We start from the raw sequence: 18,636 nt of genomic DNA, 5'->3' as shown, positions 1-18,636 counted from the left end.
CGAGTTCCCGACGACGAGGATGTCATGTTTCCTTCCCGCAATGCTGCCGATCGGCCACGCCCGAGAGGGATCGGCACCCTTGCCGCGCTGCTTCTTCTCGCCTCGGCGGGGGCGGCGAGCGCCCAGTTCGCCTCCGATCCGATCGGGCGGCTGAAGAGCCAGCACGGCGCCTGGGGCATCGTCTGCTCGACGCCTGCGGGCGCGCCCGGCGAGCAATGCCTGATGCGCCAGGTCGTGCTGCCGCCCGATCGGCGCGAGATCGGCTTCTCGGTCTCGATCCTGCATCTGGCCGACGGCACGGGCACGATCCTGAGGGCCCGCGCGCCGCTCGGCATCATCCTGCCGAACGGGCTGCGCCTCCACATCGACGGCGAGTTCATCGGCATCACGCCCTTCCTGCGCTGCTTCGATACCGGCTGCATCGCGGACGTCGCCCTCGACGAGGCGCTGACCGAGAAGCTCTCCAAGGGGCAGGAGGCGACGTTCTCCTTCTTCCAGACGCCCGAGGAGGGGATCGGCATCCCGGTCTCGCTCGATGGCTTCACCGCCGCCTACGACGCCCTGCCCAAGCCGCAGCCGCAGGCTGGCAGTGCTGCGACGCCGCAGGAACCGGCCGCCGCGCAGTAGGCGGGAGGGCAGACGGGCGCCGGGGGCGCCTTGGTTTAAAGACCGGCGCGCGCGACCTATCTTGGCGAGACTGAACGAACCGCATGGCGTCCGCCATGCGCGCCAAGCGGAGACCATATGATGTCCATGTCCCTGATCGAGCGCTTCGACGTCTCGAAGGCCGAGATCGAGGCGGTGCTCGGGGAGACCCTCAAGGGCGCCGACGACGGCGAACTCTACATGGAATATCGCGAGAGCGAATCGCTCTCCTTCGACAACGGGCGGCTGAAGGGCGGCAATTTCGGCATCGACCAGGGCTTCGGCCTGCGCGCGGTCGCGGGCGAGGCTGTGGGCTTCGCCCATGCCGACGATTTCTCGATCGCCGCCCTGAAACGGGCCTCCGACGCGGTCGCCACGGTGAAATCGGGCTATCGGGGCACCTATGCCGAGCCGCCCCAGGGCACCAATGCGAGGCTCTACGGCGAGGAGAACCCGATCGGCTCGCCGAGCTTCGAGGAGAAGGTGAAGCTTCTCCAGGCGGTCGACGCCTATCTGCGCGATGCCGGCGAGGACGTGCGGCAGGTTTCGGCGACGGTCGGCGCCCAGTATCAGGTGGTCGAGATCCTGAGGGCCGACGGACGCCTCGTGCGCGACGTGCGCCCGCTGGTGCGCTTCAACGTCTCGGTCGTCTGCGGCGAGGGCGAGCGCCAGGAGACCGGCTCCTTCGGCGCGGGCGGGCGCACCGGCTTCGGCGACTTCATGATCGAGGACACCTGGCAGGCCATCGCCGACCGGGCGCTCGCCCAGGCCCGCACCAATCTGAAGGCCGTGCCCGCCCCGGCGGGTGCCTTCGACATCGTGCTCGGTTCGGGCTGGCCCGGCGTGATGCTGCACGAGGCCGTCGGCCACGGGCTCGAAGGCGATTTCAACCGCAAGAAGACCTCGGCCTTTTCCGGCCTGATGGGCCAGCAGGTGGCCGCGAAAGGCGTGACGGTCGTCGACGACGGCACGATCGCGGAGCGGCGCGGCTCGCTGACGGTGGACGACGAGGGCACGCCGACGAACCGCACGGTGCTGATCGAGGACGGCAAGCTCGTCGGCTACATGCAGGATCGCCAGAACGCCCGGCTGATGGGCGTGAAGGCGACCGGCAACGGCCGGCGCCAGTCCTATGCCCACGCCCCCATGCCGCGCATGACCAATACGATGATGCTCGGCGGCGACTACAGCCCCGAGGAGATCCTCGCTTCGGTCAAGGACGGGATCTATGCCGTCTCCTTCGGCGGCGGCCAGGTGGACATCACCTCCGGCAAGTTCGTCTTCGGCTGCACGGAGGCCTATCGCATCCGCAACGGCAAGGTGGAGGAGCCCCTGAAGGGTGCCATGCTCATCGGCAACGGCCCCGACGCCATGCACCGGGTCGCGATGGTGGGCAACGACCTCGCCCTCGATACCGGCATCGGCATGTGCGGCAAGAACGGACAGGGCGTTCCGGTCGGCGTCGGCCAGCCGCATCTGCGCATGAACCAGATCACCGTCGGCGGCACCGAGGCCGAGTAAGGCCCGAGGCCGCCCGGCTTGTCGGCCCCTCCCCCGGAACTGATGACACATGGGGCACGAGCGGCGCGGGGCGTCTCTCGCGTCGCTGCGCGGGCCGGCGCGCTGCGGGCCCTTCGACGAAGCGGACCGGATGCGAGGCTCAAAGCCGTTCCGCAACATATGACTGCTTAATTATCAGCCATGCCTATTTTTTAGGATTGCGCGATCCCGCGAGCAGGATAGGCTCGATCATGTCCTGGTTCTTCCGCAAGGGAATGACCACGACATCAAGTCGATCCAGCGGGAGGTCGATCGGCGACGTCGTCAACGCGAACGAGGTTTCGCCATGATCGCCATCACTCTTCTTCTCTGCCTGCGAACAGAACCCCAGGACTGCCACAACGAGAACGTCGCCTTCGACGGCACGCTCATGCAATGCGCGCTGTTCGGACAGGCGGTCGCGGCCGAACACCTGAAAGGCCGGCCCAAATGGGCGCTGCGACGCTATCGCTGCGGCGCCTCCGACCTCGCCGAGGCCTGAGGCCTCGGAGCGAACGCGTGGAGAGCCCGTGTTCGAGGCTCGTCGCGAGGGCGCGCCGGGACGTGCGGGCGAAAGGTTTCTTCGACGCGAGAAAGGCCGGAGCGGATGCCCCGGCCTTCCTGTCCTGCCTGCCCTGTGAGGACGGATCTTACTCCGCCGCTTCGCTGTGGCTGGTGCCGGTGCTCTTGGCGGCTCCCGCATCCACCGAGCCGAGCGCCTTGCGCACGCCCTCGGCATAGGCCGGGTCCACCTTCTCGAAATGCGCCAGCTGGCGCTCGACGATGAACTCGGGCACACCCGCCATATGGCCCGCGATATTGGCGAAGAGGCGCTGCTTCTGGGCGTCGTCGAACATCTGGAACAGGGCGCGCGGCTGCGAATAGTGGTCCGCGGTCCCGCGATAGTCGTAGCGCCCGACCTCGCCCGCATAGCGGTGCGGCGGCTCCTGGACCGAGGGGTCCTCCACCGGGCCGCCGAAGCTGTTCGGCTCGTAATAGGCGTCCGGATTGGTCATCAGCCCGTGCGGCATGGTGCCGTCGCGATGATAGTGGGCGACGGGGCTCTTCGGCTTGTTGACCGCGAGCGAATCGTAATGGGTGCCGATCCGGTAGCGATGGGCGTCGGGATAGGAGAACAGGCGGCCCTGCAGCATCCGGTCCGGCGAGAAGCCGATGCCGGGCACGACGTTGGACGGGTTGAAGGCGGACTGCTCGATCTCGGCGAAGTAGTTCTCCGCGTTGCGGTTGAGCTCCATCTCGCCGACCTTGATCAGCGGATAGTCCTTGTGCGGCCAGATCTTGGTGAGATCGAAGGCGCTCCAGCCGGTCTTCTCCTCGAAGGCCTTCTCCTCGCCCTCGGGCATGACCTGGATGTAGAAGTCCCATTTCGGGAACTCCCCGCCCTCGATCGCGCCGAACAGGGCTTCCTGATAGCTCTCGCGGCTCTTGCCTATCACCGTCTCGGCCTCGGCATCGGTGAAGTGCTTGTGGCCCTGACGGGTCTTGAAGTGGAACTTCACCCAGAACCGCTCGCCCTCGGCATTCCACAGGGAGAAGGTGTGCGAGCCGTAGCCGTTCATGTGCATGGGCGTCTGCGGGATGCCGCGATCCGACATCAGGATCGTCACCTGATGCAGGCTCTCGGGGCAGAGCGACCAGAAGTCCCAGGCCGCCGTCGCCGAGCGCATATTGGTCTTCGGATGGCGCTTCTGGGTGTGGATGAAGTCCGGGAACTTGTAGGGATCGGCGACGAAGAAGACCGGCGTGTTGTTGCCGACGAGATCCCAGTTGCCTTCCTCGGTGTAGAACTTCAGCGAGAAGCCGCGAACGTCGCGCTCGGCGTCCGCCGCGCCCTGCTCGCCGGCGACCGTGGAGAAGCGGGCCAGAAGCTCGGTCTCGGCGCCCGGCTGCATGACCTTGGCGCGGGTGTATTTCGAGACGTCCTCGGTCACCTTCAGGGTGCCGTAGGCGCCCCAGCCCTTGGCGTGCACCACGCGCTCGGGGATACGCTCGCGGTTCTGGTGGGCGAGCTTCTCGATGAGCTGGTAGTCCTCGAGGAGGACCGGACCGTGGGTGCCCACGGTCTTGGAATTCTGGTTCGACGCGAGCGGCGCGCCGGCCGTCGTGGTCAGTCTCGGGCGATCGGCCATGGGACCTCCTGATCGGTTTCATCGGTCGGGCGAGAGGCGCCCTGACCGAATGGAATGGTTCCAGTCCGAGCCTCGCAGATCCCGGCGATCATTTCCAATCGCATTTGACGCGCAGCGTCATCGGTTTATCTGATGAAGCATGCTCACCGTCCGCCAGATGCGCTATTTCCGCGAACTCGCCCACACCCTCCATTTCGGGCATGCGGCCCGCGCGCTGAACATCAGCCAGCCCGCTCTGTCCGGCCAGATCGCCCAGATGGAGGCCTTCTTCGGAACCGCCCTCTTCGAGCGCCGACCGGCCGGGGTGACGCTGACGGCGGACGGCGAACTCGTCGCCGGGCGGATCGAAAGCATCCTCGCCGATCTGCACGATCTTGAAAGCCTGGCAAGCCAGGGCGAGGAGACCCTGTCCGGCCGCCTTCGGGTCGGGCTGATCGCGACCGTCGCGCCCTATCTCCTGCCGAGCCTCCTTGCCGGTCTCGGCAAGGCCCATCCGCATCTCGTCTGCGAGGTGCGCGAATCGGTGACGGACCGGCTGCTCGCCGATCTGAAGCGCGGCGAGATCGACTGCGCCGTGGTCGCCCTGCCCCTGCAGGAGGAGGGTCTCGCCACCCTCCCCCTCTTCGACGATCCGTTCTTTCTCGCCGCCCCGATCGACAGGGCGGCGGATCTGCCGAACCCGGTGCCGGCCTCGATCGTCGGCGAGGAGCGCATCCTGCTTCTGGAGGAAGGCCACTGCCTGCGCACCCAGGCCGTGGACATCTGCCGGCTGTCGGACGGGCGCGAGCGGGCCGTCTTCGGCGCAACGAGCCTCGCCACGCTGCTGCGCATGGTGGCGGGCGGTCTCGGGGCGACCCTCATTCCCTCCATGGCCGTCCGGGACGAGACGCGGGGCGGGGGCCTTGCCATCCTGCCCTTCGCCGAGCCGGTGCCCTATCGCCGCCTCGTCCTCGCCTTCCGCCCGACGACGGCACGGCGCGCCGATTTCGAGGCGTTCGCCCGCGCGACACGCACGGCCTGCGAAGAGGCGATCGCGGGTGCGGACCCGGCGATCCGAAGCCCCATCACGGCGCGATGACGAGGAGTTCAATCCCGCCGCCCGAACCCCTGGAAAGGCGCGGTTCGCGCCGGTGAACGCGCCCGCCCGCCGCCTTCCGGGCGAGGGACCCGGCGAGCATTCGCCGCCGCCGCCTCCTATCTCGTCTTCGAGCCTTAAGCTTCGCAGCGCTTAACGACTGGCCGCTTGGCCGGCGGAACGGCCGTAGCGAGGCTTCCAGACCCTTCGACGAGGAGACCGCGAACCGATGCGCATTCCAGGACATGTGATCGCCCCGATCCTCTCACTTCTTGCGGCGGGCACCGTTCTCGCCGGCACAACGGGCCGGGCGGCGGCCGAGGAGAGGTTCACCATCGAGGGCAGCGAGGGCACGAGGCTTTCGGCCACCAGCCACGGAGCGTTCGACGAGCCCTGGGCGATGGCCTTCCTGCCGGACGGCGCCATGCTGGTCACGGAAAAGGCCGGCACTCTGCAACTCGTCGCGGAGGATGGCGGGAAGACCCCGGTCGCCGGCGTTCCGGCGGTCGCCTATGGCGGCCAGGGCGGGCTCGGCGACGTGGTGCTCGATCCCGACTTCGCCGAGAACGGCGTCGTCTATCTGACTTTCGCGGAAGCCGGCACCTCCGGCAACGGCGCGGCGATCGCACGCGGCATCCTCGAGCGGGACGGCGCGCGCCCGGCACTGACCGGCGTCGAGGTGATCTGGCGCCAGAGCCCCAAGGTGAGCGGCAACGGCCACTATTCCCACCGCATCGTCTTCGGGCCCGAGGGCTCGGACCAGGAAGGCTTCATGTTCGTCACCTCCGGCGACCGCCAGAAGCAGGACCCGGCCCAGGACATGACGGGCAATCTCGGCAAGATCCTGCGCCTCAACCCGGACGGCACGGTGCCCGCCGACAATCCATTCCAGAGCGAAGGCCCGATCGCCGGCCAGGTCTGGACGCTCGGCAACCGGAACATCCTCGGCATCGATTTCGACAGCCGGAACCGGATCTGGGAGGTCGAGATGGGTCCGCGCGGCGGCGACGAGCTGAATCTCGTCGAGCGGGGCGGCAATTTCGGCTGGCCGCTCGCCTCCGACGGCATCAACTATTCGGGCGTGTCGATCCCCGATCACGATCCGGCGTCGGACGGGTTCGTCGCGCCCAAACTCTCTTGGACGCCGGTGATCTCGCCGGCGAGCCTCCTGATCTATGGCGGCGACGTCTTTGCCGACTGGCGCGACGACGCGCTGATCGCGGCTCTTTCGGGCGAGGCCCTCGTCCATGTCTCGATCGACGACGAGACGGCGAGCGAGACCGAGCGCTTCTCCTGGGACAGGCGGGTGCGCGAGGTGGACGAAGCCCCGGACGGCGCGGTCTTCGTGCTGGAGGACGGGCCGGACGGCCGCCTCATCGAATTGCGGCCCGGCGAAGGGGGATGACCCCGGCGACCGGCGGCAGAGCGACGGCGACGCGGAGGCTGCATCTCCCGGTGCCGACCCCCTCAGTGTCCGGACTCCTCGGCCTCCGGCGAGCCACGGGTGCCGGTGAGGGTATAGGTGAGCCCGTCCCGCGCGTAGTCGGCGATGGCAGAGCCTGCGAAATAGTTCGGGACGACCCGCAGGGTGAGGCGCGAGCCGAAGCCCGATCGCGGCGGCTCGCCGATCGCCGGACCGCCGCTTTCGGCCCAGACGAACCGGAAGCCGTCGCTGCCCGAAAGGTCCCAGCGGATCGAGACGAAGCCGGAGGTGTTGGAGAGCGCGCCGTATTTCGTCGCATTCGTCGCGAGTTCGTGGATGGCCAGCGCGAGCCCCAGCGAGCGCTGCGCCTCGAGCCGGACGGAGGGACCGCTGATCTCGAACCGGCCGCCCTCGTCATGGGGCGCGACCGATGCCTCGACGATATCGACGACTTCGGCCGCCGACCAGCTCGTCGCCGTCAGCGCGTCCTGGGCCCGTGCGAGGGCCATGATCCGGGCCGAGGCGAGTTCGGCGGCCTTTGCCGGATCGGAGGCGTTGCGCAGGCTCTGGGAGACGACGGCCTGGACCATCGCAAGGGTGTTCTTCATGCGGTGGGAGAGTTCGCGCTGGAGGATCCGCCGCTGGCGTTCGCGCTCTTTCTGATCGGCCAGAAGCAGCTTCTGGCTTTCCAGGAGCGCGTTCGAGCGCACCTTTTCCTCCTTCAGCTCGATGACCGCCGCATGCAGGACATGGATCAGGACGACGTCCACCCAGATGATGCAGACGTAGAAACCGAGCGCGACGAGCACGAAGGGATTGACCGCGAAGCTCTCGAAGGGGGCGATGAACCAGAACCAGGCCGAGAGCCCGCAGGCGGCGGCACAGGCAAGGCCCGGACGGGTGCCGGCGAAGAAGGTCGTCAGGATGACGGCGGGAAAGAAGGTCAGATAGGGAAAGCCGGCGGGAAGCAGGTGGTCGACGGCGAAGCGTGTGGCGAGCGCCACCGCGAAGGCGCCGGCAGCCAGCCCCCACCTGAGAGGCGCCGATGCCCTTACCGCCTCCGCCCGTTCAAACAATCTCATGCGCGATCCTCCGGCCACCCCTGGCCGCCCGTCCCCGCGCTGCCCCTATCATTCGATGCTTCCACGAAGCTTTCGCTCCGCATCGCCGGACAATGCAAGCGCCGTGCTGTCGCGCCCGAAAGGGCTCGCTGCCGGTGAAGATCGCCGCCTTCGCTTGCGCGCGTCCCGGCGCGCGAGGCAACACGGCGGATGCAACGACATGCAGCCATGCGTGTGCGATCCCGCCCGCGCAACCTCTTGAGAAGGTGCCGCAGAGCCCGAGGCCGTCAAATCGATGATTTCGGGGAAAAACTGGAGCGGGCGATGGGATTCGAACCCACGACCCCAACCTTGGCAAGGTTGTGCTCTACCACTGAGCTACGCCCGCCCGCTCCGACCGGGCGACTGATGCGTCCCGGCGACGGGGGCTGTATCGCGCAAAGAGCGCGGGAATGCAATATGGGGTTCGGATAATTTTCGCGCGGGTTCGCAAAGCCCCGGAAAGGCTTGCACCGAGGGGCGTTTCTGCGCGCCCGCGAGCGCTTCCGGCGGGGTGCGGAACGCGGCCTTGCGGGGTCGTCGGCAGCGATGGCGAACGATTGCGGGATCGGCCGGCCGGGACCATAGATTGCACAGGGCCGCCGTGACGAAGGGTTCGGCGATGGGAAGGGATCAATGCAGATGACGGCGAGACGTGAGGACCTGATGGCGTTTCTCAGCGAGAACGGGATCGAGACCCAGACGGTCGAGCATCCGCCGCTCTTTACCGTCGAGGGATCGAGGGCGGCGCGCGGCGAGATCGAGGGGGCCCATACCAAGAACCTGTTCCTGAAGGACAAGAAGGGCACGATCTTCCTCGTCGTCGCCGACGAGGAGAGCGAGGTCGCGCTGAAGAGCCTGCACAAGCGCATCGGCGGCTCGGGCCGCCTCTCCTTTGCCAGCGCCGAGCAGATGCTCGACCTTCTCGGCGTCGAACCGGGCTCGGTCACGGCCTTCGGCGTCCTCAACGACCGCGAGCATCGCGTGAGCGTGGTTCTGGACGAGCGGCTTCTCAATGCCGATATCGTCAACGCGCACCCGCTGACCAATACCGCGACCACCTCCATCCGACGCGAGGACCTGTTGCGGTTCTTCCGGTTGACGGGCCACGAAATTCTCGTCACCAGACTTGGCGACGACGACGAAACGAGCGGATACGAGGCGAACGCCCAATGAGCGACAACCCCTACGCCAACTCTTCTTCCGGCTCCTACGGCGCAGGTGGCGCCCCCGCACGGGGGCCGTCCGCCCCGGGCGCGGCGACGCCGGCGCTCCAGGGCTTCGGCGAGAGCGCGGCCCCGGCCGGCGATCTCGTCAAGGACACGACGACGCGCGACTTCTCCAGGGACGTCATCCAGGAGTCGCGCAACCAGCCGGTCCTCGTCGACTTCTGGGCGCCCTGGTGCGGGCCCTGCAAGCAACTCACCCCGGTTCTGGAACGGGTGGTGCGGGCAGCCGGCGGGCGGGTGAAGCTCGTCAAGATGAACATCGACGAGCACCCCTCGATCGCCGGCCAGCTCGGCGTCCAGTCGATCCCCGCCGTCTTCGCCTTTCTCGACGGACAGCCGGTGGACGGCTTCATGGGCGCGCTTCCCGAGAGCGAGCTGACGAAGTTCATCGACAAGGTGGTCAAGATGGCCGGCCCCTCGAGGGGCGGCGGCGATCCGATCGCCGAGGCGCTGACCCAGGCGAACGAGCTTCTGGAAGCCGGCGACACCGCCAATGCCGGCCAGATCTTCGGCGCCATCCTCCAGCACGAGCCCGGCCATGCGGGTGCGACCGCGGGGCTCGCCGAGTGCTATATCGCAGCCGGCGACGAGGTCCGGGCCGGCGAACTCGTGGACGCCCTGCCCGAGACGGCGGCGAGCGACCCGGCGGTGGCCGCCGTCAAGGCCAAGCTGAAGCTGCGCCAGGAAATCGCCGGCCTCGGCGATCCGGCCGAACTCGAAAGCCGGCTCCAGGCCGATCCCGACGATCATCAGGCCCGGTTCGACCTCGCGCTGATCGCCGAGGCGCGCGGGAAGCGCACGGAAGCTGCCGACGGGCTTCTGGAGGTGATGCGGCGCGACCGGGAGTTCGCCGAGGACGGCGCCCGCCGCAAGCTTCTCGAACTCTTCGAGGCCTGGGGTCCGACCGATCCGGCCACCAAGGATGCCCGGCGCAAGCTCTCTTCGCTCCTCTTCCGGTAGGGCGCACGAACGCCTCGCGCGAATTTGCAGGCGCGCGAGCGGCCACGCGACGGGGAGTCCGGCAAGCATCTCCGCCCGGCCCTTGAGTTCGGGCCACGGGTGCCCACTTCCAGTTCTCCAACGAAAGAGGGAGACGAAGCGTGGCACAGGCTGGGAATCGCGTCTATCGCGAGGTGTCCGATCTGCCAGAACGCGTGCCGGTCTTTCCTTTGAGCGGCGCGCTGCTGCTTCCGGGCGGCCAGTTGCCGCTCAACATCTTCGAGCCGCGCTATCTGGAGATGATCGACGACGCCATGGCGTCCGACCGGCTGATCGGCATGATCCAGCCGAGCCTCGACGGAACGCTGAAGGCGAACGGCGATCCGGAACTGTGCCGGGTCGGCTGTCTCGGCCGGATCACCTCCTTTTCCGAGAGCGGCGACGGGCGCTACATTATCGCGCTCCAGGGCGTCGCCCGGTTCCGCGTCATCGAGGAAGAGGACAGCCGGCGGCACTATCGCCTCTGCCGGATCAAGGCCTTCGCCGGCGATCTCACCGAGGCGGCCGGCGCCGTGCCGGTCAACCGCCAGGGGCTGCTGTCGATCTTCCGGCGCTATCTGGAAGCCAACCAGCTCGAAGCCGACTGGGAAAGCGTCAAGTCGGCGCCGGACGATCTCCTCGTCTCGGCGCTCTGCATGATGATGGCGCCCCAGGGCGCGGCCGAGCGCCAGGCGCTTCTGGAGGCCGAAGACCTGCAGCAGCGCACCGAGACCCTGATCGCGATCACGGAGATGGCGCTTGCCGAGGACGGCGAGGACGAAGGCGGTCCGCGGACCCTCAACTGAACGGGCAGGATGGCGGCGGTACTCGAAGACGGGCGTTCGAGCGAGGAAGGGCCGAAGCGGTTCTTCGTCCTCAGCGGCTGTTCGGGTGGCGGCAAGTCCTCCATCGTCGCAGCGCTCGCCCGGCGCGGCGTCGCCGTCGTGCCGGAGCCCGGACGGCGCATCGTGGAGGCGGCCGAGGGCCCGCGCGATCCGGTGCTGCCGTGGAACGATCTCGAAATCTTCGCCAGGGCAGCGATCGCGATGGCGAAAGCCGATTACGAGGCGGCGAGGAGCCGCGAGGGTCCGGTCGTCTTCGACCGCAGCCTGATCGATGCCTGGGCCGCGCTCGAAGCGGTCTCGGGCAAGAGGATGCCGCAGGAGGAGAGCGATCGCCACCCTTATGCGAGCCCGGCCCTTCTCGTGCCGCCATGGCCCGAGATCTGGCAGCGCGACGAGGCCCGGCGCCACGACTTCTCGTCCGCCTGCGAGGAATACGAACGCCTCCTCGCCATCCACCGGCGGCTCGGTTATCAGGTCGTCATCGTACCGAAGGCGCCGGTCGAGGAGCGGGTGGATTTTTGTCTTGCGCGGATCGGCCATTCTGCCGAAACCGCTCTGTCCACACGATCCGGGGATCATTCATGAACGACCGCTCCGCCATCGGCCAGCCCGACCCGAAGCTTCTCGAAATGCTCGTCTGCCCCCTCACCAAGGCGACCCTTCGCTACGACCGGGAGGCGCAGGAGCTCGTCAGCGTGAAGGCCAAGCTCGCCTATCCGATCCGGGACGGCATTCCGATCATGCTGCCGAGCGAGGCGCGCGAGATCGAGGACTGATCGATCCCACCGCCGGCCCCATCGCCGGCCCTGCGATCTGCGGTGGCCGACCGTCTTGACGGCGCATCTTTCGCGCGCTTCGATGGCCGGTCACCCGCCTTGCGACACAAGACCCACGGGAGCCCGTCATGAGCGTCGCCTTCGTCAAGGAACCCAACGAGGATCAGGTCGAGGTGCTGCCCGACCGCGATCTCGGCAGCGATCCGAACATCGTCACCCGGCGCGGCCTCTCGAAGATCGACGAGGAGATCGACGGCCTCAACAGGCGGAAGGACGCGGCCCGCGAGGCGGGCGACAAGGTGGCGATCGCCCATATCGACCGGGATCTGCGCTACTGGCTGACGCGCCGGGCGACGGCCGACGTCGTGGTGCCGCCGCCCTCCCCCGCGACCGCCCAGTTCGGATGCCGCGTGACGATCGAGCGCGAGGACGGGCGTGAGCAGAGCTTCACGATCGTCGGCATCGACGAGGCAGATCCCGGCACGGGCTATCTGTCCTATCTGTCGCCGCTCGCCCGCAGCCTCGTAAACAAGGGCGTCGGCGACGAGATCCGCATCGGGGGACCCAAGCCCCAAAGCGCCGAGATCGTCGCGATCTCCGCCGGCTGAGGCTGGGGCGCCGGGGGGCTCGGACGCCTCTGGTCAGACCAGCGAGACGCCGGTCAGATCCATCACGACGCCATAGGCGAGGAGACCGAGCGCCAGCATTGCGAGGGTGAGCCCGATCGCGCTCGGCCAGTCCTGAAGGATCGTGTGGCAGAGCCGCGTCGTCAGGACCAGCGAGGCGATGGAGAGGAGCGAGCCGACGAGCGCGAGGTTCGGCCCCATGCCCACCATCAGGACGAGGGCGAGATAGGGCGCGAACATCCAGGTGATGAGCGCGGCGCCCCAGTTCGTCGCAACGACGAGGGGCGAGACCTTGCGGCTCCACCCGATGCGTCTTGCGACCAGGATCAGGCACAGGATCGGCAGGAGCCAGGCCAGGAGATCGGCCATCAGATGGGCGCCATAGGCCTCGATCGAGCCGGCATTCGGCACGAACTCCGCTTCTCCGTCTGCCTCGTACTGCATCCAGGACAGGAACAGGGCCGGCAGCGCGACCGCGATGGCGGCGAAGGAGCGATAGAATCCGTCGGCGGACAGGTCGAGCCGGTCGAGGCCGCTCTTCCTGCCCATCATCAGCGCGAAGGCGCCGGAGAAATTGCCGAGGATCTCGTTCACGTCAGGGGCGGGCCGGGGCGTTTGCGGCGAACCAGCGGGAAAGGAATCGGTCATAGATTTCGGTCAAAGCCTCTAGATCGGCCAGGGGCACGCGCTCATCGATCATATGCATAGTCTGGCCCACGAGACCGAACTCGACAACCGGGCAGACCGACTTGATGAAGCGCGCATCCGAGGTGCCGCCGGTGGTCGAGAGGACGGGCGTGAGCCCCGTCACGCTCTCGGCGGCCTGCGAAATCGCCTCGATCAGCGGCTCGGAGCGCGTCAGGAAGGCCTCGGAGGGCCGTCCCAGCCATTCGATCTCGACGACGGCCGGTTCTTTGCCGGCTCGAAACTTCAGGGCCTGCCGGGCGCATTCGATGCGCCGCGACACTTCGTCCTTCAGCGTCTCGGGCGTCCAGGCATCCGAGAAACGGATGTTGAAGGCGAGGCGCGAGCGGCCGGGAATGACGTTCGTCGCCTCGTTGCCCGTATCGATGGAGGTGATCTCCAGATTGGTCGGCGGAAAGGCCTCGGTGCCCGCGTCGAAGGGCTCGGCGAGAAGCGCCTCGCCGATGGCGAGCACGGCGGGCACGGGATTGTCCGCAAGATGGGGATAGGCGACGTGGCCTTGCGTCCCGCGAACGGTGACATGGGCTGACAGGGATCCGCGCCGGCCGATCTTGATCATCTCGCCGAGAACGCCCGGATTGGTCGGCTCGCCGACGAGGCAGGCATCGGGACGCTCGCCGCGCTCGGTGATCCAGTCGAGGAGCTTCACCGTGCCGTTGATCGCCGGCCCCTCCTCGTCGCCGGTGATGAGGAGGGAGATGCGCCCGTCCGCGCCCCCGCCCGCGTCTTCACCCTCGTTTGAGCTCCCGCCGCGCGCCGCGCGCCGGGCAAGGGCCGCGAGAAAGGCCGCGATGGCGCCCTTCATGTCCACCGCGCCGCGCCCGTAGAGGACGCCGTCGCGGATCTCGGCGCCGAAGGGCGGAGCGCTCCAAAGGCTCTCCTCGCCGGTGGGCACGACGTCCGTATGGCCGGCAAAGCAGAGATGGGGCCCGCTTCCCCGGGCCGCGAAGAGATTTTCGACGTCCGGGGTGCCGGTTTCGGAAAAGACCGGACGGGAGACCGAAAATCCGAGCGGGACGAGGAGGGCCTCGAGTTCCGCGAGCGCCCCGCCCTCGGCCGGCGTCACCGACGGACAGCGCAACAGGCGCGAGAGGACGGCGGCCGGATCGGTGGGATCGAAGCCCGGAACGGCGGAGGCGGAGGAGGCAGAGGACATGACGGCTCGAAATCGGAAGGCGGATGGAAGGGGCGGGCGACAGGGCGTCGGAGCGGAACATCGGCCGCGGATCTCCGCCTGTTCGATGCGGAAGATACGGGCCGAACCGTCAAGCCCGATGCCGGGATCGGACCTGACGGTCTGAGGCGTCTTTGCCACAGCGCGGGAACGAATGCGACCGCAGGGCCCCGCGTCACCGATTTGCCGCGATCGGGCCCGAACGGAGGATTTCGACGATCAACCCCTCGGACGAACCTCGATGATCTCCTGTCTTCGTGTGTCCCTCGTGCTCGGCGCCTGCGCCATCGCCCCGCTCTCGGCCTGCGTGCCGAACTCCGCCTCGGTTCTGGAAAGCGCTTCGGCCCCGGTTCCTCAGGCCCGTCCCGCAGAAGGGCCGAGCCCCGCGGCGGTCGCCGCCATCGCCGACAAGAACGTCTTCACGCGCGACCGCGAAATCGCCGCCCGCGAGGTCGCCAAAGCCGCCGACAAGGGCACGATCTCCGGCAGCGCCGCCATCGACGGCCTGATCGAGAAGCATGCGGCCGAAAACGACATTCCGGTCGAACTCGCCTATGGCGTGGTGCGCGTCGAAAGCCGCTACAATCCGAAGGCGCGCGGGCGCGGCGTCTACGGCCTGTCCCAGATCATGCCTTCGACGGCCCGCTCCCTCGGCTTTTCGGGCTCCTCGAACGATCTTCTCGATGCCGACACCAATCTGCGCTACGGCATGAAATATCTGAAGGGCGCCTGGGAGAAGGCCGGCCACGACGTCTGCCGCACGGCGATGAAATACAAGGGCGGCCACCGGGCGACGCGCATGACGCGCTCGGCCTCCTCCTACTGCTCCAAGGTCAAGGCGCACATGGCCGAGATCGCCAAGCGCAAGGCGGCGGGACAGGCGACCTCCGACATTTCCATGCGCAAGGACGCGGCGCCCGCGACCTCCACCGGGTCCTGATCCGCTCCCTCGAGCGGCCATATGAGGACGGCGGACGGCGGACGCCTCCGCCTCAGCCCTTCGGCAGGACGAAGAGCATCGGCCCCAGCCGGTCGCGGCGGTAGTCGATCCGGCCCGCCGGATAGCTGAGGCTCGAGACCTGCCCGTCGAAGAACAGCGCGTCCTTCACGCCCACCGTGTCGCGGAAGAAGAGGGCGAAATCGTAGAAGTTCACCGGCTTGCGCGTCAAAGCGAGATAGACCGTGCGGCCGTCCTCGCTGACACCGACGCCGTTCCTCACATAAAGACTGTCCGAGCCCGGAATGAAGCGCGGATGCACCGCGCCTTCGACGAGTAGCATCGGCCCGGACTGGGTGGCGAGGTCCGGCGCGTGGCTCTCTTCGAGATAGCGTTCGGTCTCGCGCACGAAGGCGCGGCCGTCTTCCACGAAGAAGACCCCGTTCGGCCGCAGGGAGAAATTGCCGGAGCCGGTGCCGAGCACCGCCCCCTTCACCTCCCGCCCGTCCTGGATCGTCAAGCCCACGGGCCGCCGGTCCTCGTGATACATGCCGGCATTCATGGCGAGAACGGGCTTGGCGGAAAGGCTCGCCTCGGCCCGATCGAAGGTCTCGTAGGGACGCCCCTCCCCGTCGACCGCGCGCAAGGCAAGGTCGTGGGTTCGAAGCGAGACCTCGCACAGGATCACCTCGACAGAGCCCGCCATCGCGATGCGGCAGAGCCCCTGATGGCCCGCAGGAAGGCCCGGCACCGGCATCAGCCAGGCCAGGAAGCCGGCCGCGAGGATGGCCGGCAGGGAGGTCGAGAACAGTCTCGCCATCGCGTCGTCCCCCTTCCCTGCCCGCCCGCGCCCGCGCTCAGTTGCGCAGGAGATCGTTGATCGAGGTCTTGGAGCGGGTCTGCTCGTCGACGCGCTTGACGATCACGGCGCAATAGAGGTTCGGGCCGGGCTCGCCGTTCGCCATGGCGCGGCCGGGCATGGAGCCTGCCACCACCACCGAATAGGGCGGGATCTCGCCATAGGAGACCTCGCCGGTGGTGCGATCGACGATCTTGGTGGACTTGCCGATATAGACGCCCATGCCGAGCACCGAGCCCTCGCGCACGATGCAGCCCTCGACCACCTCCGAACGCGCGCCGATGAAGCAGCCGTCCTCGATGATGGTGGGGCCGGCCTGAAGCGGCTCGAGCACGCCGCCGATGCCGACGCCGCCCGACAGGTGCACGTTCTTGCCGATCTGCGCGCAGGAGCCGACCGTCGCCCAGCCGTCGACCATGGAGCCCTCGTCCACATAGGCGCCGAGATTGACGAAGGAGGGCATCAGGACGACGTCCTTCGCAATGAACGCGCCGCGCCGCACGATGGAGCCGGGAACGGCCCGGAAGCCGGCCTCGCGGAAGCGGGCGGCATCCCAGCCGGCGAACTTGGAGGGCACCTTGTCCCACCAGGTCGCGCCGCCGGCGCCGCCCTCGATGATCTCCATGTCGTTGAGGCGGAAGGAGAGGAGCACGGCCTTCTTCAGCCACTGGTTCACGGTCCAGGTGCCGTCCGCGCCGCGCGACGCGACCCGGGCCTTGCCCGTGTCGAGGAGTTCCATCGCCGTCTCCACCGCCTCGCGCACCTCGCCGGTGGTCGAGGCCGAGATCGAGGCGCGGTCCTCGAACGCGGTCTCGATGGTGGTCTCGAGGCTGGTCTGGTCCATGGCGCTCATCGCTTGATCGTCCTTCTTGTCGTTCGTGGCGGAAGGGGCGGATCGCCCGCCCGTTCGAGATCGCGGCGGACCTTGGAGCGCGATGGCATCCGATCCAATCGAACACCGCGCTCCAGACTCTCCGTTCCGCAGGATACGGGCGGAAAACCGGTGCCCGCCTTTCCTCGTCCTGCTCTAGCGGAGAGCGCGCGGATTCGAAACTGCCTTGCACGCGATTTGCGCGGCGGGCGGTCGAAAGCGATGTTCGAAATCCGCGAAAGGACGCGCCGACGCTGGCGGCGGCGGCAGGTGCGCATTCGGACGATGGCGCCGGATCTTCGGCCTGCGGTCCGGACCGGGGCCCTCAGACGCCGAGAGCGTTTCGGATCCGGGCCATCTCCGCGTCGCGTTCGCGCTGGCGGCGGCCGGCTTCGGCGATGCTGCGTTCGACGATCCCCGCATCGATCGCCGAACTTGCGCCCGAGCGCAGCGCCCGGGCACTGCGTTCGCGCCCGGCATTGGCCGCGAGCGCATCGGCGACCTGACGATCGAGCGCGCCGATCTCCTCGACGAGAGCGGCACGACGCGGCGAGGCGGCCGTCATGGCGGCGAGATCGCGGCTGAGGCCGGCGAGATCCCGCCGCTGGCGCTCGAGCGACCGGCGTTCGCCGCGAAGAGCGGAGAGAAGGGCGTCGGCCTTCGCGTCGAGGCCGGACAGATCGCCCTCGAGTGCCCGGCGCGAGCCGTCGAGGCTTGCAAGCAGCGCCGTGCGATCGTCGATGCGCTGGCCATAGGCGCCGGTCGCCTGGCCGCAGACGCCGCCGGCGAGGCCGCCCTCCCGCGGATCGCTCGTCACGCCCGAACAGCAGCCGGACAGAAGGAGAGCGAGGGAGACGAGGGCGCCGGAGCGAGCGAGCGCCGTCACAGCCCCGCCTCCAGGCGCGCGAGCCTCGTCTTCTCCTGCTTCAGCTTGGAAAGATTGGCCTCGGTCCGCCCGGCCTCGGCCGAAAGCGCGCCGCGCCCGCTCGCATCCTGGCTCTGGCGCAGGAGAACCTTCAAGGCATCGCGCTGGCGCTCGGCGTCCTGGATCGAGGTTTCGATGATGGCGCGATTGCCGGCGATCGCCTCGCGAACCGTGCGCGCCTCCTGCGCATTCGCGGCCTTCGTCCGGCGCAGGGTGGCGATCTCCGCCTCGCGCCGCTCGACGACCCGTCGCGCCGCGCTCACCAGCTGGCTCAGTTTCGCGTTCGCCGCACGGGCATTCGCGATCTCGGCGTCGAGCCGGTCCTCGCGGGTCGCATAGTCGCGCTTGGTCTCGGCTACCGCCGTGCCCCCGAGCGCGCCGAGCGCCGTGCCGGCCACCGAACCGATCAGCGCGCCGCGCAAGGCGCCGTCACTGCCGCCATTCGCCTGACCGATGACAGCACCCGCAACCGCGCCCACGAGAGCCCCGAGCACGGCCCCCTCGCCCACCGTTCGCCGGTAGTCGCTGCTGGCCGCATAGAGCGCGCGGTCGGCCGGCCCGGCATCTACCCCCGGCGCCGGCATGCTCTGGCATCCGGCGCCCACCACGATCAGGCAGGCAAGAAGCGCTCCCGGCACGAGACGTCGCGGCATGTCGGTGATCTCCCCCGAGTGACACCCTCATAGGTTGAATAGCTTTCCTTCCTGTAATATTCAACCATAGCGATAATACTTGTCTGAAATACACGCTTCAGGCGTCTGCGAAGGGGGAGAAGGCGG

At 68.3% G+C, this 18,636-nt stretch carries 20 protein-coding genes and 1 tRNA gene; 12 read left to right on the top strand and 9 right to left on the bottom strand.

What is annotated here, in order from left to right; all coding sequences use genetic code 11:
* Positions 1 to 24: 24 nt before the first annotated feature.
* From DYI37_RS08130 to DYI37_RS08120, 3 genes are all read left to right on the top strand, one after another.
* The gene (locus DYI37_RS08130) at positions 25 to 627 is read left to right on the top strand and encodes an invasion associated locus B family protein (protein ID WP_116682975.1); all 603 of its coding nucleotides are present in this window, start codon (positions 25 to 27) and stop codon (positions 625 to 627) included.
* A gap of 126 nt (positions 628 to 753) precedes the next feature.
* Positions 754 to 2,166, top strand: a complete 1,413-nt coding sequence (gene tldD, locus DYI37_RS08125; protein WP_425365036.1) for a metalloprotease TldD — start codon at positions 754 to 756, stop codon at positions 2,164 to 2,166.
* A gap of 325 nt (positions 2,167 to 2,491) precedes the next feature.
* Positions 2,492 to 2,686: a hypothetical protein gene (locus tag DYI37_RS08120; RefSeq protein WP_116682708.1), complete on the top strand. Its 195-nt coding sequence runs from the start codon at positions 2,492 to 2,494 to the stop codon at positions 2,684 to 2,686.
* A 148-nt stretch (positions 2,687 to 2,834) separates the two neighbouring features.
* On the opposite strand, the gene DYI37_RS08115 is transcribed toward DYI37_RS08120, so the two are convergent.
* Positions 2,835 to 4,334, bottom strand: a complete 1,500-nt coding sequence (locus tag DYI37_RS08115; RefSeq protein WP_116682707.1) for a catalase — start codon at positions 4,332 to 4,334, stop codon at positions 2,835 to 2,837.
* A gap of 139 nt (positions 4,335 to 4,473) precedes the next feature.
* Here DYI37_RS08115 and DYI37_RS08110 point away from each other — a divergent pair, with 139 nt between their 5' ends.
* Positions 4,474 to 5,412, top strand: coding sequence for a hydrogen peroxide-inducible genes activator (locus DYI37_RS08110; RefSeq protein ID WP_116682706.1), 939 nt, complete (start codon positions 4,474 to 4,476; stop codon positions 5,410 to 5,412).
* A 226-nt stretch (positions 5,413 to 5,638) separates the two neighbouring features.
* Positions 5,639 to 6,814, top strand: coding sequence for a PQQ-dependent sugar dehydrogenase (locus DYI37_RS08105; RefSeq protein WP_116682705.1), 1,176 nt, complete (start codon positions 5,639 to 5,641; stop codon positions 6,812 to 6,814).
* A gap of 62 nt (positions 6,815 to 6,876) precedes the next feature.
* On the opposite strand, the gene DYI37_RS08100 is transcribed toward DYI37_RS08105, so the two are convergent.
* On the bottom strand, positions 6,877 to 7,914 hold the full coding sequence (locus DYI37_RS08100; protein ID WP_116682704.1) for a sensor histidine kinase: 1,038 nt from the start codon (positions 7,912 to 7,914) through the stop codon (positions 6,877 to 6,879).
* A 292-nt stretch (positions 7,915 to 8,206) separates the two neighbouring features.
* Positions 8,207 to 8,281, bottom strand: a tRNA-Gly gene (locus DYI37_RS08095).
* 293 nt (positions 8,282 to 8,574) lie between these two features.
* On the opposite strand from DYI37_RS08095, the gene DYI37_RS08090 reads away from it, so the two are divergent.
* The 6 genes from DYI37_RS08090 to DYI37_RS08065 all read left to right on the top strand — a co-directional run bounded on the left by DYI37_RS08090 (position 8,575) and on the right by DYI37_RS08065 (position 12,368).
* Positions 8,575 to 9,108 carry a prolyl-tRNA synthetase associated domain-containing protein gene (locus tag DYI37_RS08090; RefSeq protein ID WP_116682973.1) on the top strand — a complete coding sequence of 178 codons (534 nt, stop codon included), beginning with the start codon at positions 8,575 to 8,577 and terminating at the stop codon, positions 9,106 to 9,108.
* Positions 9,105 to 10,121 carry a thioredoxin gene (gene trxA, locus DYI37_RS08085; protein ID WP_116682703.1) on the top strand — a complete coding sequence of 339 codons (1,017 nt, stop codon included), beginning with the start codon at positions 9,105 to 9,107 and terminating at the stop codon, positions 10,119 to 10,121. Before DYI37_RS08090 ends, trxA begins: the two co-directional genes overlap by 4 nt.
* Positions 10,122 to 10,261: 140 nt before the next feature.
* On the top strand, positions 10,262 to 10,945 hold the full coding sequence (locus DYI37_RS08080; protein WP_116682702.1) for an LON peptidase substrate-binding domain-containing protein: 684 nt from the start codon (positions 10,262 to 10,264) through the stop codon (positions 10,943 to 10,945).
* A gap of 9 nt (positions 10,946 to 10,954) precedes the next feature.
* Entirely contained in the window at positions 10,955 to 11,569 is a 615-nt protein-coding gene (locus DYI37_RS08075; RefSeq protein WP_116682701.1) for an AAA family ATPase, read from the top strand.
* Entirely contained in the window at positions 11,566 to 11,760 is a 195-nt protein-coding gene (locus DYI37_RS08070) for a Trm112 family protein (protein WP_116682700.1), read from the top strand. The genes DYI37_RS08075 and DYI37_RS08070 overlap by 4 nt, the downstream gene beginning before the upstream one ends.
* A 128-nt stretch (positions 11,761 to 11,888) precedes the next feature.
* Positions 11,889 to 12,368, top strand: coding sequence for a GreA/GreB family elongation factor (locus DYI37_RS08065; protein ID WP_116682699.1), 480 nt, complete (start codon positions 11,889 to 11,891; stop codon positions 12,366 to 12,368).
* Between the two features lie 33 nt (positions 12,369 to 12,401).
* Here the strand turns inward: DYI37_RS08065 and DYI37_RS08060 are convergent, their stop codons facing one another.
* Together DYI37_RS08060 and dapE are read right to left on the bottom strand one after the other, a co-directional pair.
* Complete coding sequence (locus DYI37_RS08060; protein ID WP_116682972.1) at positions 12,402 to 12,980, bottom strand: hypothetical protein; 579 nt, start codon at positions 12,978 to 12,980, stop codon at positions 12,402 to 12,404.
* 1 nt (position 12,981) lies between these two features.
* The gene (gene dapE / locus DYI37_RS08055; protein WP_116682698.1) at positions 12,982 to 14,247 is read right to left on the bottom strand and encodes a succinyl-diaminopimelate desuccinylase; all 1,266 of its coding nucleotides are present in this window, start codon (positions 14,245 to 14,247) and stop codon (positions 12,982 to 12,984) included.
* A 259-nt stretch (positions 14,248 to 14,506) separates the two neighbouring features.
* Between dapE and DYI37_RS08050 the strand changes: the two genes are divergently transcribed.
* Positions 14,507 to 15,205, top strand: coding sequence for a lytic transglycosylase domain-containing protein (locus DYI37_RS08050; protein WP_158555114.1), 699 nt, complete (start codon positions 14,507 to 14,509; stop codon positions 15,203 to 15,205).
* A gap of 52 nt (positions 15,206 to 15,257) precedes the next feature.
* On the opposite strand, the gene DYI37_RS08045 is transcribed toward DYI37_RS08050, so the two are convergent.
* From DYI37_RS08045 to DYI37_RS08030, 4 genes are all read right to left on the bottom strand, one after another.
* Positions 15,258 to 16,022, bottom strand: coding sequence for a phosphodiester glycosidase family protein (locus DYI37_RS08045; protein WP_116682696.1), 765 nt, complete (start codon positions 16,020 to 16,022; stop codon positions 15,258 to 15,260).
* A 37-nt stretch (positions 16,023 to 16,059) separates the two neighbouring features.
* A complete protein-coding gene (dapD, locus tag DYI37_RS08040; protein ID WP_116682695.1) occupies positions 16,060 to 16,914 on the bottom strand; it encodes a 2,3,4,5-tetrahydropyridine-2,6-dicarboxylate N-succinyltransferase in 855 nt (284 codons plus the stop codon).
* Positions 16,915 to 17,257: 343 nt separating this feature from the next.
* Complete coding sequence (locus DYI37_RS08035; RefSeq protein ID WP_116682694.1) at positions 17,258 to 17,818, bottom strand: hypothetical protein; 561 nt, start codon at positions 17,816 to 17,818, stop codon at positions 17,258 to 17,260.
* Positions 17,815 to 18,510: a complement resistance protein TraT gene (locus tag DYI37_RS08030; RefSeq protein WP_245413831.1), complete on the bottom strand. Its 696-nt coding sequence runs from the start codon at positions 18,508 to 18,510 to the stop codon at positions 17,815 to 17,817. The genes DYI37_RS08035 and DYI37_RS08030 overlap by 4 nt, the downstream gene beginning before the upstream one ends.
* Between the last annotated feature and the right edge of the window lie 126 nt (positions 18,511 to 18,636).

Source organism: Fulvimarina endophytica, from assembly GCF_003403015.1.
Classification (GTDB): Bacteria; Pseudomonadota; Alphaproteobacteria; order Rhizobiales; family Rhizobiaceae; genus Fulvimarina; species Fulvimarina endophytica.
This window is presented reverse-complemented; position numbering and strand designations above follow the sequence as displayed.